We start from the raw sequence: 13,538 nt of genomic DNA on the forward strand, positions 1-13,538 counted from the left end.
GTCAGCAGCCCGTGCAGGCGATCACGTCGGCCGTGCGGGGACGCAGATAGGCCATCCGCTTGAACTGGGTGACGTAGGGCGCGACGCGATCGAACGGCGATCTGTAGTCGTAGTTCGCCTCGGACACGATGACGGATTCGCCGTCGGTGAGCATGTCGGAAGGGAGCTTGGCTTCCGCCACCGTCAGTTTCGCGGTGATGCCCTTTCCGACGCTCCAATCGACCCGGTAGGTCGTCGCATTGACCCGCGTGACGCTTGAGACCCGCTGGGTTAGGCCGCTCGCTGCAAAAGGTTTCATAATCAGATCGCCGAAAGCGAGCATATCCTGGATTTCGGTCTTGGTGACCGAATCGGATTGGGACACCAGGTCCGCCGTCATCGCGGCGACATGTCCCGTGCGTTTCAGCGCCATATAGCCCTGGCAGAATTCGACCATGCCGAAATAGAACACGATCAGGATCGGCGCGAGGAAGGCGAACTCCACCGCCGCCAGGCCGCGCGTGTCGCGTCCCAGCGCCCTGAAGCATGAGATCAGGCCGGACCTACGCATTCCAGGGCTCGTTGCGGAAGGCGGTCGTGGAGCGCAGTATGATCTTGCCGACCCCAAGCGGCGAGGTGGCCTGGCTCAACATCGGGGTAGCGAGCGGATGCACATACCAGACGCTGACCAGAATGAAATCGCCAGGCTTGCCGCCGTCGTAGATGGTCTTCTTCTCGTCCATCGCGCCGTTGGTGATCGGATCGGGAGGATTGGGCTCGGTGAATTTGGGGATCACGCGGACGTCCACGGTCGCGCGATTGGCGCAGTCGCTTTCGAACAGCATCATGCGGCTGCAGAACTCGGTCTTGAAGCGGGCGGCGTTGAACTTCTGCTGATCGGCCTGTCCGGTGCGGACCAGGCGGCCGGCTTCGGTGGTCGCCGTCTCCATGACCGAATCCAGAATGAACACGACGCCCAGTTCCAGGATCGAGAAGATCATCAGGAAGAAGGGAAGAGCGACCATGGCGAACTCGACGGCCGCCGCGCCTTCACGCTTGGGTCGGCGCCGCGAACGACGCTGACTGGCGGCCGATAGATCCGGGGCGCTCATATCCGGGGTCAGGGGGCGGTCGGCGCGGCTGTCGGAGCGACGCGAACGCTGGGCGCGCAGGAAGAGCCGCAGGCCATTTCCGTCGCTTGGGCGCCGCGCCAGACGCGAACCGAACCCGTCGAGCCCCCGGACACGACGATCTCGCGCTGGAACAGGGTGCGGCCGACGCTGTCGATCACGGCGACCTCGGTGACGCCATAGCCCTTGCCGACGATGAAGAGGGTGTTGGCGTCGACCATGGACACGTCCGCGATCTGCGAGTTGCCGACGATGACCGAGGCGGCCGCGCCGCGCAGCTGGACCCGGGTCGAACGATCAATCTCGACGTTGAGCGGTCCGTTCTGGGCATGCGCCGCGATGGGGGCGGCGACGAGGGCGAAGGCGAGGACTTGCGCCAGGACGGGGGCGGAGATGCGAGACATCGGCGGCTCTGAATGACGGCGCGTGCGGACGCGGACGCACGCATGATGCGCCGATGATTCTCAACAAAGGCTGAAGCGTCGGGATGAGAATTTTCTTTGGTAAATCTGCGCGTAACCAAACCTCGTGACTCAGATTTAACGGGGGTCTGGCATTTTGATCCTGCGTTTGGGGGTCAAGCGGGCTACCGGCTCCCCCCGCCAAGTTGCTCGCTAGACCATTTTGAAAAAAAAGGACCTACCCATGACCAAGTTCATCTCGCGCTTCGCCAAAGACGAATCGGGCGCCACCGCCATCGAATACGGCCTGATCGCTGCTCTGATCGCCGTCGCTCTGATCACGGTGCTCGGCACCATGAGCACCAGCTTGAAGGCGACCTTCACCAAGGTCTCGACCGAACTGAACAAAGCGAACACGTAATCGTCGAGTGATCGACGTAGAGACGGGGGCCGGAGCTGAAAAGCTCCGGCCCCTTTTCTTTTTGGCAACCCAACCTTAAGCCCTGCCGGGCAAGATAGGCGTCATGGATATTCTGCTGCTCATCGTGCTCGGCGTGTTTCCGGCCCTCGTGATCGTCGGAGGTCTGCATGACCTGATCACGATGAAGATTCCCAACTGGGTCTCCCTGGCCCTGATCGCCGCCTTCTTTCCCGTCGCCTTGCTGATCGGCGCCGCGCCGATGGACATCGCCATTCACGTCGGGATCGGCGTGGCTGCACTTTTGGTCGGAATGGGCATGTTCGCGGCCGGATGGGTCGGCGGCGGCGACGCCAAGCTGCTGGCCGCCAGCTGTCTGTGGATGGGATCGACCGGCGTCGCGCCCTTCCTGCTGTGGACCGGCATCGCGGGCGGCGCCTTCTGCCTGTTCCTGATGACCGCGCGTCAATATTTCCCGATGGTCGCGCCGTCGGTGTCGCAAGGCTGGGTCGTCAATCTGATGCAGCCCAAGGGCGACATCCCCTATGGCGTCGCCATCGCCGCTGGCGCCCTGTTGGCCCTGCCGGAAAGCGGTCTGCTGCTGACCTTCGCGTCGGGTCGTTGAGGTTGCACGGACCAGCGTTCGCACCGCTTAGGAAGCGTTAACCCGTAAGGGTCATGATCGTTAACGGTAGGCCTCGGGGACTGAATCCGAACACAGCGCCTGCTGGAGACATTCTGGATGAAGCCCGCCCGTATCGTCGTCATCTGCATCGCCGCCGTCTCGGCCATCGGTTTGGCCCTGGTGGTCCGGGCCATGGGGTCGTCGTCCAACCAACCCGCCGCACCGGCCGCCGCCGCTCAGGTCGAGACGCGCCCGATGGCCAAGGTGCTGGTCGCCGCCAAGGATCTGGAGCCCGGCCAACGTCTGGTCGAAGGCGATCTGGCCTGGAAGGACTGGCCGGTCGACGAGGTCAATCCGGTCTTCATCACCGACGGCTCCACGCCCGTTCCCGCCAAGCCCGCCGCCGATAACGCGGCCGAGAAGACAAGCGGGGCCGTTGAGGGCGTCGCCAAGGCCGTGACCGACATGGCCGGGCCCGGCGCCAAGTCCGACTATATCGGCTCGGTCGTGCGCGAGCCCATTCTGGCCGGTGAACCGATCGTGGCGCGCAAGATCGTGCGGGCCGGCGACAGCGGCTATTTGGCCGCCTATCTCGAACCGGGGATGCGCGCGATGGCGATCGCCGTCACCGTGGAATCCGCCGCAGGCGGCTTCATCCTGCCGGGCGACCGGGTCGATGTGGTCCTGACCGCCGAAACCAATCGCAACGGCGCGGTCGAAGGCGCCTCCAAGTCCAAGTTCATCTCCGGCACCGTTCTGCAGAACATCAAGGTGCTGGCCATCGACCAATCGACGCGCGCCGGCGACGACGAACAGGCGGTGGTCGGCGCGACCGCCACTCTGGAAGTCCGTCCGCAGGACGCGGAAATGCTGGCCCAAGCCAAGGCCGAGGGCGAACTGTCGCTGTCGCTGCGCTCCTATGCCGATACGGCCGGCCCATCCGGCGCCACGCACCGTCGCGCTGCGGCGACGGCCCAACCCCAAGCCGTTCGCATCTATCGCGGCGGCGCGCCCGAAGTGGTCGCCGTCCCATGAAAGCCGTTTCGATGCGCCGATCCGCGATGCAAAAGACCGCCGCCGTCGCGTGTGCTCTTCTGGCCAGCCTGACCGCCGTGCCGGCCGGCGTGGCCCAGACGCGGACCGCCGTGTCGATGGGCGCCGCGCCGCAAATGATCAATCTTCCGCGCGGCACGTCGTTCGCCGTCGATCTGCCCGCCGATGCGCGCGACGTGATCGTGTCCAATCCGCAGGTGGCCGAGGCCATGCTGCATTCGCCGCGCCGCATTACTGTGATCGGCATCGCGCCGGGCGAAACCGACGCCGTCTTCCTGGACGGGGCCGGACGTACGATCTTGAGCCTGCGCGTCCGCGTCGATGCGGGCACAAGCGCTCTACAGGACACGCTGAACCGCATGATCCCAGGCGGCCAGGTCAAGGCCGAGGCGGTCAACGACAGCATCATCCTGAGCGGCGTGGCCGAGAACCCTGCACAATCGACCCAGGCCAGCCGTATCGCCGCCGCCTTCGTGTCCGCGCCCGAAAAGGTCCTGAACCTGATCACTGTGCCGGGGTCGGATCAAGTGACGTTGAAGGTCCGCGTGGTCGAGGTTCAGCGCAACGTCATCAAGCAGCTGGGCTTCAACACGTCTGCGGTCATCGGCCGCCTCGGCGACACCCAATGGTTGTTGGGCAATGCAGCCACCTGGGGCGTCAACGGCGCGCTTTTGGGCGGCATCAGCACCGGAACGTCGATCGACACGACCAAGAACTATCAGTTGCAGCGGCCCTGCGGCGGGGCTTTCCCCGTCGGAGCGCTCTGCAACTTCACTGTCAACGGTCCAGAAGACGCCTCCAACTGGGATACCGCGGCTGCGGGCACCGGTCCGGGCTCGGATGGTCTGAACAAGGGCGAGGCCATGTTGAAGGCCTTCGAGCGCGTGGGTCTGCTGCGCACGCTCGCCGAGCCGAACCTGACCTCCGTAAACGGTGAGGCCGCCAGCTTCCTCGCCGGCGGTGAGTTCCCCGTTCCTGCCAGCCGTGACGCTCAGGGCCAGATCACGGTTCAGTACAAGCCCTATGGCGTGGGCCTGGCCTTCCGTCCGGTCGTGCTGTCGGGCGGCCGCATCAGCCTGCAGGTCAAGGTCGAGGTGTCCGAACTGTCGTCGCAGGGCGGCCTGACCATCGGTGCGGGAACGCCGTCCTCCATCACCCTGCCGGGCCTGACGGTCCGTCGCAGCGAGAACACCATCGAAATCCCCTCGGGCGGATCGATGATGATCGCCGGCCTGCTTCAGGAAAGCAGCCGCCAGACCGTGGATTCGCTGCCCGGCGTCACCAATCTGCCGGTGTTGGGATCCCTGTTCCGCTCGCGCGACTATCTGATGGGCGAGACCGAGCTGGTGGTCATCGTCGAGCCCTATATCGTCAGCCCGACCTCGCCTGGCCGGATGCAGACGCCGGCCGACGGCCTGCGGATCGCCGAAGACAGCCAGACCATCCTCTTCGGACAGCTGAACCAGGTCTATGGCCTGCCCAATGCGCCCCCGGCCGGCTCGGTCGGCTATGTGATCGAGTGAGCGACATGAACCGCACCCCGATTATCGTTTTCTTGGCTGCTACGCTTTCGCTTGGCGGCTGTGTCGGCGGGCCGGCAAGCCTGGGCGGGGAACCGCCGTTGACACCCACCTCGCGCTATCAGCTTCAGGTCGAGCCCGACCTGGACCGAATCGCCCTGGCGGTTCACGACACCGGCCTGTCGCCGGCGCAGGCCGAGGCCCTGCAGGCCCTGGTCGGACGCTATCGCTACATTGACGCCGTGCCGATGGTGATCGAGGCGCCCGCCGGAAACGATCCGGTCGCGCTGAAGACCGCCTATGACATCAAGTCCATACTGGCGTCGTCCGGCGTGTCGCCGGATCGCATCACCCTTGTCAGCTATGCCGCGCCAGATCCGAGGGCGCCGGTGGTGGTCGGCTATCAGACCGTCCGCGCCGCCGTGCCGCAATGCGGGACGACCTGGGGCAATCTGAGCCGCACCGGAGACAACCGGTCCGCGTCGAACTTCGGTTGCGCAGTCACGGCCAACCTCGCCGCCCAGATCGAGGATCCGCGCGACATTCAAAGACCTCGTGCGATGACGCCTGCCGACGCGGGACGACGCACTGTGGTGTTCGATCTCTACCGGGCCGGCAAGCCGACGGCGGCCGAAGCCGAAACGCTGATCCAGGAGACCGCCGTCTCCCGTGCGGTGAACTAGACCCATGAGCACAGCCCCCGTCACCCGCGTGTTCGATACCTTCGACGACGCCTTCGACGTCGATATGGAGTTCGCCGAACCTTTGGCTGAGGTTTCGGCCGATCAAGCCCGGGCGCCGCTTCAGTTCACGGCCGCCGCGCCGGTTCAGCCCGCGCCCCAATCGCTTGCGCCTGTTTCAGCAGCGCCCGCCTATGTCCCCGAGACCGCAAGTTTCAACCCTGTCGGCGACGTCGTGGCCCAGGCTCAGGCCAGCCTGGTGGAAACCGGCCTTGCTTCCGCCGGCCTGGCGCCGTCCAGCGCCATCGGCGAGGTGTCGGTGCCGCGCATCGCTATCCACGTTTTCGCCGAGCGCCAGGATACGCTGGCGGCCGCCGAACGCGCGGCCCAGGATCGACGCCTGTCGCGTGCGACGACCCAGATCCGCGTCGGGGGCGTGGCCGCTGCGGTCGAGACCTATCATCACGAACCGACGCCGCCGCTGATCATCGTCGAGTGCCTGAAAGACCCCCAGACCCTGCTGTGGGAAGTCGATCAACTGGCCGAGGTCTGCGACGCGGGCACCAAGGTGATCGTCGTCGGGGCGACCAACGACATCATCCTGTTCCGCGAGCTGATGCGGCGCGGGGTCAGTGAATATCTGGTCGCGCCGTTACAGCCGCTGCAACTGATCGCGGCCATCGGCGGCCTGTTCAACGATCCGGCCCAGCCCTTCGTCGGCCGCACCATCGCCTTCGTCGGCGCACGGGGCGGGGCGGGGGCCTCGGCCGTGGCGCACAACACCGCCTATGCGATCTCCGAGCGGATCGGCGCCAACACCGTCATCGTCGATTACGACCTGCCGTTCGGCACGGCCGGCCTGGACTTCAACCAGGACCCGCTGAGCGGCGTCGCCGACGCCCTGGGCCAGCCGGACCGGCTGGACGCCACCCTGCTGGACCGGATGATGGTCCGCTGCACCGACAAGCTGAGCCTGTTCGCCGCGCCCGCCAGCCTGGACACGGACTGGGACATCTCGACCGAGGCGTTCGAGGAGGTCACCAATCAGATCCGCGCCACGGCGCCGTTCGTCGTGCTGGACCTGCCGCACCTGTGGTCGCCGTGGATGCGCCGCACCCTGATCAGCGCCGACGAGGTGGTGGTGGTGGCCACGCCCGACCTGGCCTCGCTGCGCAACGCCAAGAACATGATCGATCTGATCCGTCAGGGCCGCCCCAATGATGCGCCGCCGCGCCTGGTGTTGAACCAGGTCGGCGTGCCGGGGCGTCCCGAGATCCCGGCCAAGGACTTCGGCGCCGCCCTGGGGGTTCACCCCAGCCTGATCATTCCCTTCGACGCCAAGACCTTCGGCGCCGCCGCCAACAATGGCCAGATGATCCTGGACGCCGGGGCCAAGACCAAGGCGGCCGAGGCCTTCCAGACTCTGGCCCAGATCGTGTCGCGTCGCGAACTGCCCATGGTGGCGGGACCGAAGGCCAAGCCGGGAAAGGCCGGCAAGGCCGAGAAGACCAAGCCGGCTGACGGCGCCTCGAAATCCCTGTTCGCCAACATGTTCAAGAAGCGCTGACGGATGTTCGGCAAACGCACAGGTCAGCCCGGCGCCGCGCCGGCGCCCCTGCGTCCGGCCCCTGCGCCCGGTGGCGGCGAACCTGTGTCGGTGTTCAATATGGACGCCGCCGCTCCTGCGATGGCGGCCAAGGCGCCGGCCTATGCCTATGCCGACGAGGATATGGAACCGGCGGCGGACGCCTTCGATCGCGCGTCTGCGCCCACCCAGCCTGCGCCGGCCGATCGCCTGGACGCGCTGGCTTCGCGTCCCAAGCCCAAGCCGGCTCCTGATGCTCCGCGCCCGACCGGCAACGTCGCCGGAACGGGTCCGAAGGCCACTGCGGGTCTTGAGCAGCTGAAGAAGGCCCAGGCCGTCGCCGAGATCGTCCGGGAACAGAGCGACTATTATCACGCCACGAAGACGACGATCTTCAATGCCTTGATGAACACCATCGACCTGGCTCAGCTGGCGCATCTCGACCAGAAGGCCGCGTCGGAAGAAATCCGCGACATCGTCGCCGAACTGGTCGCGATCAAGAACGTCTCCATGTCGGTCGCCGAGCAGGAGCATCTGGTTCAGGACATCGTCAACGACGTCCTGGGCTATGGGCCGCTGGAGCCGCTGCTGGCGCGTGACGACATCGCCGACATCATGGTCAACGGCGCCGGCCGGGTCTTCATCGAGGTGGCGGGCAAGGTTCAGCTGACCAACGTCCGTTTCCGCGACAACACCCAGCTGATGAACATCTGCCAGCGGATCGTGTCCCAGGTCGGCCGCCGCGTGGACGAGAGCAGCCCAATCTGCGACGCCCGTCTGCCGGACGGTTCGCGCGTCAACGTCATCGCTCCGCCGTTGGCGATCGACGGCCCGACGCTGACGATCCGGAAGTTCAAGAAAGACAAGCTGACGATGAAGAACCTGGTGGAGTACGCCTCCATCAGTCCAGAGGGCGCGCGCGTCCTGGGCGTCATCGGCGCGTCGCGATGCAATCTGGTCATCTCGGGCGGTACGGGTTCGGGCAAGACGACCCTGCTGAACACCCTGACGGCCTTCATCGACCCGACCGAGCGCGTCATCACCTGCGAGGACGCCGCCGAACTGCAACTGCAGCAGCCGCACGTGGTGCGTCTGGAAACCCGCCCGCCGAACCTGGAAGGCCAGGGCACGATCACCATGCGCGACCTGGTGAAGAACTGCCTGCGGATGCGTCCCGAGCGGATTATCGTCGGCGAGGTGCGCGGTCCCGAGGCCTTCGACCTGTTGCAGGCCATGAACACCGGCCACGACGGCTCCATGGGCACGCTGCACGCCAACAGCCCGCGCGAAGCCATCAGCCGGATGGAATCCATGATCACCATGGGCGGATACGGCCTGCCCTCGCGCACGATCCGCGAGATGATCGTCGGCTCGGTCGATGTGATCATCCAGGCCGCCCGCCTGCGCGACGGTTCGCGCCGCATCACCCACATCACCGAGGTGGTGGGGCTGGAAGGCGACGTGATCGTGACCCAGGACCTGTTCGTCTACGACATCACCGGCGAGGACGAGAACGGCAAGATCATCGGCCGGCACCGTTCGACCGGCATCGCCCGTCCGCGGTTCTGGGATCGCGCCCGCTATTACGGGCTGGAGCGCGAGCTGGCCGACGCCCTGGACGCGGCGGAGTAGACCATGCTGCCGATCCTCGCCGCCGTTCTGGCCTTCATCACCATCGGCGGCCTGGGCTGGGTCTTCGTCGGGGGCGACGATTCGTCGGCCCAGGCGGTCAAGCGCGCCCAAAGCCTGGGCGAGGCCAAGAAGAACCCCGCTATCGCCCGCAAGGCGGCCGCCGCCAATACGCCCGAGGCGCGGCGCAAACAGATCCTGATCCAGCTTCAGGAAGCGGATCGCCGCGAACGCAAGGCGCGCACCACCCTGGCCGCGCGCCTGAAACAGGCAGGTCTCAGCCTGAATGTGCGCACCTTCTACATCATCTCCGCCGTGGTCGGCGTGGTGGCGGCGCTGGTCGCCTTCGTGCTCGGCCTGCCTGTTCTCGCGGTGCTGGGCCTCGCCCTGGTGTTCGGCCTGGGCCTGCCGCGCTGGGTCGTCGGCTTCCTGGCCAAGGGGCGGATGAAGAAGTTCTCGCTGGAGTTTCCCAACGCCGTCGACGTCATCGTGCGGGGCATCAAGTCGGGCCTGCCGGTCCACGAATGCTTCAAGATCATCGGCCGCGAAAGCCCGGCGCCGCTGGGGCCGGAGTTCCAGAAGTTGGTCGAGGGCCTGGGCGTCGGCCTGACACTGGAGCAGGCGCTGGACAAGATGTTCGAGCGGATGCCGACGCCGGAACTGCGCTTCTTCACCATCGTCATCGCCATTCAGCAGAAGACCGGCGGCAACCTGGCCGAGGCCCTGGGCAACCTGTCGGGCGTGCTGCGCGCGCGCCGGATGATGGGCGAGAAGATCAAGGCTTTGTCGTCCGAAGCCTTGGCCTCCGCAGGCATCATCGCCTCCCTGCCGCCTGCGGTTATGACGATGGTGATGTTCACGACGCCGTCCTACATGATGCCGCTGTTCACCGACTTCCGCGGCAACTTCATGCTGTTGATGGCGGTCTGCCTGATGGCGACCGGCATCTTCGTGATGAAGCGCATGATCTCGTTCAAGTTCTGAGGCGGGAGTAATGGAAGGCTTCATTCGCTTCATCACCGACCCGCAGAACCTGCTCAGCATCGGCGTGGGCGTGCTGGTCTTCGCCACCGTCATGACCCTGCTCTCGTCGATGAGCGGCGGGGTGAAGCTGGACAAGCGGATGAAGGCCGTCGCCGAACGCCGCGACGATCTGAAGCGCCGCTCGCGCGCCAGTATGGCGGCCGGCCAGGGCGCGCTGCGTCACACCGACGACGGGTTCAAGAAGCGGATCGTGGATCGGCTGAACCTGACCAAGCTGCTGGAGGACCCCAAGGTCGCCGGTCAGATGGCCCAGGCCGGCTATCGCGGGCCGCGCCCGCTGACGACCTTCTACTTCTTCCGCTTCGCCTCGCCCTTCGTCTTCATGATCCTGGCGGCCTTCTACATGTTCGTGATCAAGATCGTGGACTGGCCCACGATGAACAAGCTGACGCTGGTCATGGCGGCGGCGGTCGCGGGTTTCTATGCGCCCAATCTGTATCTGAAGAACCGCATCACCAAGCGCCGCACCTCGATCATGCAGGCGTTTCCCGATGCGTTGGACCTGCTGCTGATCTGCGTCGAAGCCGGCATGTCCATCGAGGCGGCGATCACCAAGGTCAGCCAGGAAATGGGGGCGTCGTCGATCGATTTAGCCGAGGAGTTGTCGCTGCTGTCGGCCGAGCTCAGCTATCTGCCCGACCGGCGGATGGCCTATGAAAATCTGGGCAAGCGCACCAACCATCCGGGCGTGAAGTCGGTCGCCACCGCCATGACCCAGGCCGAGACCTATGGCACGCCGCTGGCGACCGCCCTGCGCGTCATGGCCAAGGAAAACCGCGACCTGCGCCTGTCCGCCGCCGAGAAGAAGGCCTCGGCCCTGCCGGCGCAGCTGACCGTGCCGATGATCCTGTTCTTCCTGCCGGTGCTGTTCATCGTCATCCTGGGACCGGCGATCCTGAACGTCATGGATATGATGAAAGAGGGCGGCTAACCGGCCTCCGCCGCCGCCTTGAGGCCCTCGGCCGCGCGCTCCAGCGCCGCCTTGATCGCGGGGCGGTGCTTGTCGTGGAACAGTTCGCCGCGCAGGCCCGAGAAGCGGATACCGACGGTCAGGATGCAGTTGCCGGGGCCCAGCTCCTCGATCTGGATGTAGCGCAGGCTCTGGAACAGGAAGCCGCGTCGTTCGGCCCAGACCAGACGCATGCGCGGCTGCCATTCGACGACCTGGGCCAGGGCCTGGCGCTCGGGCATGTCGGGCCAGGCCTCGGTCATCGTCAGCCGCCCGCCATAGGCGATGGCGCCTTCGACATCGGTGTCCACCGGGTTCCAGGCGCTCCAGCCCGACAGGTCGGCGATCAGATCCCAGATCCGGTCCGAGGTCGCCTGAACGCCGACGCGTTTTTCGATACGAGTGTCATCCATGGTTTCGCTCTGGCACGGCTCGTCGCCGGAAGGAAGGCGCAACCCGCCAACCTGCGTCAGTCCGGTTCGACCAGCTTCAGCCGCCGCCCGTCGTCCAGCCCCAGCCGCGTCTTGACCTCGAACAGGTCCGCGCCGGCGGGAATGATCAGCAGCTTCTTGGGCTGGGCCGAGTTGACCGCGACCACCCCGCCCTTGGGGCAGATGTCGAAACAGTCGGCGCCGGTGACGATCAGCCCGCCCTTGCGGCCCTGCTTGCCCTTCTTGAGGTGCAGATATTTGCGCAGCGCCTTCTTCAGCGTCAGGTCGCCGCCGGGGCCGAAGCCGCCGTCCAGCTTCTTGGAGCATTTGCGGCACACCAGGACCACGTCCCGCCATTCCGTCTTCGCGCTCTTGAAGTCCTTCTCGGCCATGCCGACAGAGATCGCCGTTCGCGACGGCTTGCACAAGCGCTCGCGGCGCCGTCACCTGCGATCAGGCTTCAAATTTCACGGGACCTTCACATGCGCCGACTGTTCGCCGCCTCCACCCTGGCGCTGCTGCTCGCGGCCGGTGCTGCAAACGCCCAGGCCGTCGATGCGGCCAGCGTGGACGCCGCCGTCCAGCGCGTGATGCCCGAGGTGACCGCCTGGCGTCGCGACTTCCACCAGCATCCCGAACTGGGCTTCGCCGAGACGCGCTCGGCCGGGGTGATCGCCGAACACCTGCGGTCCCTGGGGCTGGAGGTCCGCACCGGGGTCGGCAAGACGGGCGTCGTCGGCATCCTGCGCGGCGCGCGGCCCGGCCGGGTCGTGGCTCTGCGCGCCGACATGGACGCCCTGCCGGTGCAGGAGGCGACGGGTCTCGACTTCGCCTCCACCGCGACCGGGACATACATGGGCAATACGGTTCCCGTCGCCCACGCCTGCGGCCACGACATGCACATGGCCATGCTGATGGGGGCGGCCGAGGTCCTGGCCGGGATGAAGGACCGGATCGCCGGCACGGTGGTCTTCGTCTTCCAGCCGGCGGAGGAGGGCGCCCCTCCCGGCGAACCCAAGGGCGGCGCCGCCCTGATGATCGCCGAGGGCGCGCTGAACGATCCCAAGCCCGAGGCCATCTTCGGCCTGCACGTCGTGCCGGGCCGTCCGGGCAGCGTCTTCTATCGGCCCGAAGGCTTCATGGCCGCCTCGGACCGGGTCGATATCGTGCTGAAGGGCAAACAGACCCACGGCGCCTGGCCCTGGCGCGGGGTCGATGTGATCGCGGTGGCGGGCCAGGTGATCGAGACGGTCAACACCCTGACCGCCCGCACGGTCGATCCGACCACCACCCCGACGGTCTTCACCATCGCCACCCTGAACGCCGGCGTCCGCTACAATATCATCCCCGACAGCGCGACCCTGTCGGGCACCCTGCGCACCTTCGACGTCACCCAGCGCGACGCCCTGGTCGCCCGGGCCGAGACCGCCATCGACCACGTCGCCGCCGCCTATGGCGCCACCGCCGAGTTCGGCGTCAAACAGAACGCCGCCCTGGTCTTCAACGACCCCGGCCTGTCCGCCTGGCTGGCCCCGGTCCTGACCGAGGCTGCGGGCGAAGGCAATGTGAACCCCGCCACGCCCCCGACCACGGTGGCCGAGGACTTCAGCTATTTCCAGCAGGTCATCCCCGGCGTCTTCTACCATCTCGGGGCCAGTCCCGACGGCGTGGACCCGTCACAGTCCGCCCCGAACCATTCGCCAGAGTTCTCACCGAACGAGAAGGTCCTGCCGCTGGGGGTGAAGACGCATGTGCTGACGGCGTTGCGGTTCTTGGAACGGAATTAAGGAACGATTGCGGGTGGAAGCGCCTTCCGAAATTCAGACTCTCCCCAGATGCGAATTGGCTGACCTGACATAGCTGCTTCGCTAGCGGTCACAAAGGTGCGGCTTCTTTCGACTCCAAATGTGAACGGCCGGTCTCCACCTATTACGATCAAGTCAGTGGTCGTTTTACCAACGCCTGCAACGATGGTTGCCCCCATGGCAGCGAGTTCGTCAGGTAACTTACTCTGCGCGGCCCCCATAAAAGCTATTCGCCTTCCCACTAAGGGGCCAGCACCACTTGAGACGGGTCGGGAGGTGCGATCCTTTT

Annotated in this window: 15 protein-coding genes; 10 read left to right on the forward strand and 5 right to left on the reverse strand. The window is 66.1% G+C overall.

Annotated elements, in window-relative coordinates:
• Position 1: 1 nt before the first annotated feature.
• Genes ACP693_RS03990 through ACP693_RS04000 form a run of 3 tightly spaced genes read right to left on the reverse strand, consistent with a single transcriptional unit; the run spans position 2 to position 1,513 of the window.
• Positions 2-550 carry a TadE/TadG family type IV pilus assembly protein gene (locus tag ACP693_RS03990; protein ID WP_425986373.1) on the reverse strand — a complete coding sequence of 183 codons (549 nt, stop codon included), beginning with the start codon at positions 548-550 and terminating at the stop codon, positions 2-4.
• Positions 543-1,091, reverse strand: coding sequence for a TadE/TadG family type IV pilus assembly protein (locus ACP693_RS03995; RefSeq protein ID WP_426018796.1), 549 nt, complete (start codon positions 1,089-1,091; stop codon positions 543-545). The genes ACP693_RS03990 and ACP693_RS03995 overlap by 8 nt, the downstream gene beginning before the upstream one ends.
• 8 nt (positions 1,092-1,099) lie before the next feature.
• On the reverse strand, positions 1,100-1,513 hold the full coding sequence (locus ACP693_RS04000; RefSeq protein ID WP_426018794.1) for a pilus assembly protein N-terminal domain-containing protein: 414 nt from the start codon (positions 1,511-1,513) through the stop codon (positions 1,100-1,102).
• A gap of 241 nt (positions 1,514-1,754) precedes the next feature.
• On the opposite strand from ACP693_RS04000, the gene ACP693_RS04005 reads away from it, so the two are divergent.
• From ACP693_RS04005 to ACP693_RS04045, 9 genes are all read left to right on the forward strand, one after another.
• A complete protein-coding gene (locus ACP693_RS04005; protein WP_425986367.1) occupies positions 1,755-1,931 on the forward strand; it encodes a Flp family type IVb pilin in 177 nt (58 codons plus the stop codon).
• A gap of 103 nt (positions 1,932-2,034) precedes the next feature.
• The gene (locus ACP693_RS04010) at positions 2,035-2,553 is read left to right on the forward strand and encodes an A24 family peptidase (protein ID WP_425986365.1); all 519 of its coding nucleotides are present in this window, start codon (positions 2,035-2,037) and stop codon (positions 2,551-2,553) included.
• A gap of 117 nt (positions 2,554-2,670) precedes the next feature.
• Positions 2,671-3,588 (forward strand): Flp pilus assembly protein CpaB, encoded by a 918-nt coding sequence (gene cpaB / locus ACP693_RS04015; RefSeq protein ID WP_425986363.1) that lies wholly within the window; start codon positions 2,671-2,673, stop codon positions 3,586-3,588.
• A 26-nt stretch (positions 3,589-3,614) separates the two neighbouring features.
• Positions 3,615-5,129, forward strand: a complete 1,515-nt coding sequence (locus tag ACP693_RS04020; RefSeq protein WP_426018792.1) for a type II and III secretion system protein family protein — start codon at positions 3,615-3,617, stop codon at positions 5,127-5,129.
• 5 nt (positions 5,130-5,134) lie between these two features.
• A complete protein-coding gene (locus ACP693_RS04025; RefSeq protein WP_425986360.1) occupies positions 5,135-5,809 on the forward strand; it encodes a CpaD family pilus assembly protein in 675 nt (224 codons plus the stop codon).
• Between the two features lie 4 nt (positions 5,810-5,813).
• Complete coding sequence (locus tag ACP693_RS04030) at positions 5,814-7,373, forward strand: AAA family ATPase (protein ID WP_426018789.1); 1,560 nt, start codon at positions 5,814-5,816, stop codon at positions 7,371-7,373.
• Between the two features lie 162 nt (positions 7,374-7,535).
• Positions 7,536-9,023: a CpaF family protein gene (locus ACP693_RS04035; RefSeq protein WP_426019635.1), complete on the forward strand. Its 1,488-nt coding sequence runs from the start codon at positions 7,536-7,538 to the stop codon at positions 9,021-9,023.
• A 3-nt stretch (positions 9,024-9,026) separates the two neighbouring features.
• Complete coding sequence (locus ACP693_RS04040; protein ID WP_426018787.1) at positions 9,027-10,004, forward strand: type II secretion system F family protein; 978 nt, start codon at positions 9,027-9,029, stop codon at positions 10,002-10,004.
• Positions 10,005-10,014: 10 nt separating this feature from the next.
• Positions 10,015-10,995 carry a type II secretion system F family protein gene (locus ACP693_RS04045; protein WP_426018785.1) on the forward strand — a complete coding sequence of 327 codons (981 nt, stop codon included), beginning with the start codon at positions 10,015-10,017 and terminating at the stop codon, positions 10,993-10,995.
• On the opposite strand, the gene ACP693_RS04050 is transcribed toward ACP693_RS04045, so the two are convergent.
• Positions 10,992-11,426: an SRPBCC family protein gene (locus ACP693_RS04050; RefSeq protein ID WP_426018783.1), complete on the reverse strand. Its 435-nt coding sequence runs from the start codon at positions 11,424-11,426 to the stop codon at positions 10,992-10,994. The two genes, ACP693_RS04045 and ACP693_RS04050, sit on opposite strands and share 4 nt — an antisense overlap.
• A gap of 56 nt (positions 11,427-11,482) precedes the next feature.
• Positions 11,483-11,836: a hypothetical protein gene (locus tag ACP693_RS04055; RefSeq protein WP_426018782.1), complete on the reverse strand. Its 354-nt coding sequence runs from the start codon at positions 11,834-11,836 to the stop codon at positions 11,483-11,485.
• A 90-nt stretch (positions 11,837-11,926) separates the two neighbouring features.
• On the opposite strand from ACP693_RS04055, the gene ACP693_RS04060 reads away from it, so the two are divergent.
• Positions 11,927-13,231, forward strand: a complete 1,305-nt coding sequence (locus ACP693_RS04060; RefSeq protein WP_426018780.1) for an amidohydrolase — start codon at positions 11,927-11,929, stop codon at positions 13,229-13,231.
• Positions 13,232-13,538 lie beyond the last annotated feature (307 nt).

This window comes from Brevundimonas sp. TWP1-3 (assembly GCF_049896085.1).
Classification (GTDB): Bacteria; Pseudomonadota; Alphaproteobacteria; order Caulobacterales; family Caulobacteraceae; genus Brevundimonas.

What these genes read in the sequence shown, in the direction of transcription:
- ACP693_RS04030 (WP_426018789.1), top strand. Translation starts at nt 5,814, where the DNA reads ATGAGCACAGCCCCCGTCACCCGCGTGTTCGATACCTTCGACGACGCC.
- ACP693_RS04050 (WP_426018783.1), bottom strand. Translation starts at nt 11,426, where the DNA reads ATGGATGACACTCGTATCGAAAAACGCGTCGGCGTTCAGGCGACCTCG.
- ACP693_RS03995 (WP_426018796.1), bottom strand. Translation starts at nt 1,091, where the DNA reads ATGAGCGCCCCGGATCTATCGGCCGCCAGTCAGCGTCGTTCGCGGCGC.
- ACP693_RS04025 (WP_425986360.1), top strand. Translation starts at nt 5,135, where the DNA reads ATGAACCGCACCCCGATTATCGTTTTCTTGGCTGCTACGCTTTCGCTT.
- ACP693_RS04000 (WP_426018794.1), bottom strand. Translation starts at nt 1,513, where the DNA reads ATGTCTCGCATCTCCGCCCCCGTCCTGGCGCAAGTCCTCGCCTTCGCC.
- ACP693_RS04045 (WP_426018785.1), top strand. Translation starts at nt 10,015, where the DNA reads ATGGAAGGCTTCATTCGCTTCATCACCGACCCGCAGAACCTGCTCAGC.
- ACP693_RS03990 (WP_425986373.1), bottom strand. Translation starts at nt 550, where the DNA reads ATGCGTAGGTCCGGCCTGATCTCATGCTTCAGGGCGCTGGGACGCGAC.
- ACP693_RS04010 (WP_425986365.1), top strand. Translation starts at nt 2,035, where the DNA reads ATGGATATTCTGCTGCTCATCGTGCTCGGCGTGTTTCCGGCCCTCGTG.
- ACP693_RS04060 (WP_426018780.1), top strand. Translation starts at nt 11,927, where the DNA reads ATGCGCCGACTGTTCGCCGCCTCCACCCTGGCGCTGCTGCTCGCGGCC.
- ACP693_RS04035 (WP_426019635.1), top strand. Translation starts at nt 7,536, where the DNA reads ATGGAACCGGCGGCGGACGCCTTCGATCGCGCGTCTGCGCCCACCCAG.
- ACP693_RS04020 (WP_426018792.1), top strand. Translation starts at nt 3,615, where the DNA reads ATGCAAAAGACCGCCGCCGTCGCGTGTGCTCTTCTGGCCAGCCTGACC.
- ACP693_RS04005 (WP_425986367.1), top strand. Translation starts at nt 1,755, where the DNA reads ATGACCAAGTTCATCTCGCGCTTCGCCAAAGACGAATCGGGCGCCACC.
- ACP693_RS04040 (WP_426018787.1), top strand. Translation starts at nt 9,027, where the DNA reads ATGCTGCCGATCCTCGCCGCCGTTCTGGCCTTCATCACCATCGGCGGC.
- ACP693_RS04055 (WP_426018782.1), bottom strand. Translation starts at nt 11,836, where the DNA reads ATGGCCGAGAAGGACTTCAAGAGCGCGAAGACGGAATGGCGGGACGTG.
- cpaB (WP_425986363.1), top strand. Translation starts at nt 2,671, where the DNA reads ATGAAGCCCGCCCGTATCGTCGTCATCTGCATCGCCGCCGTCTCGGCC.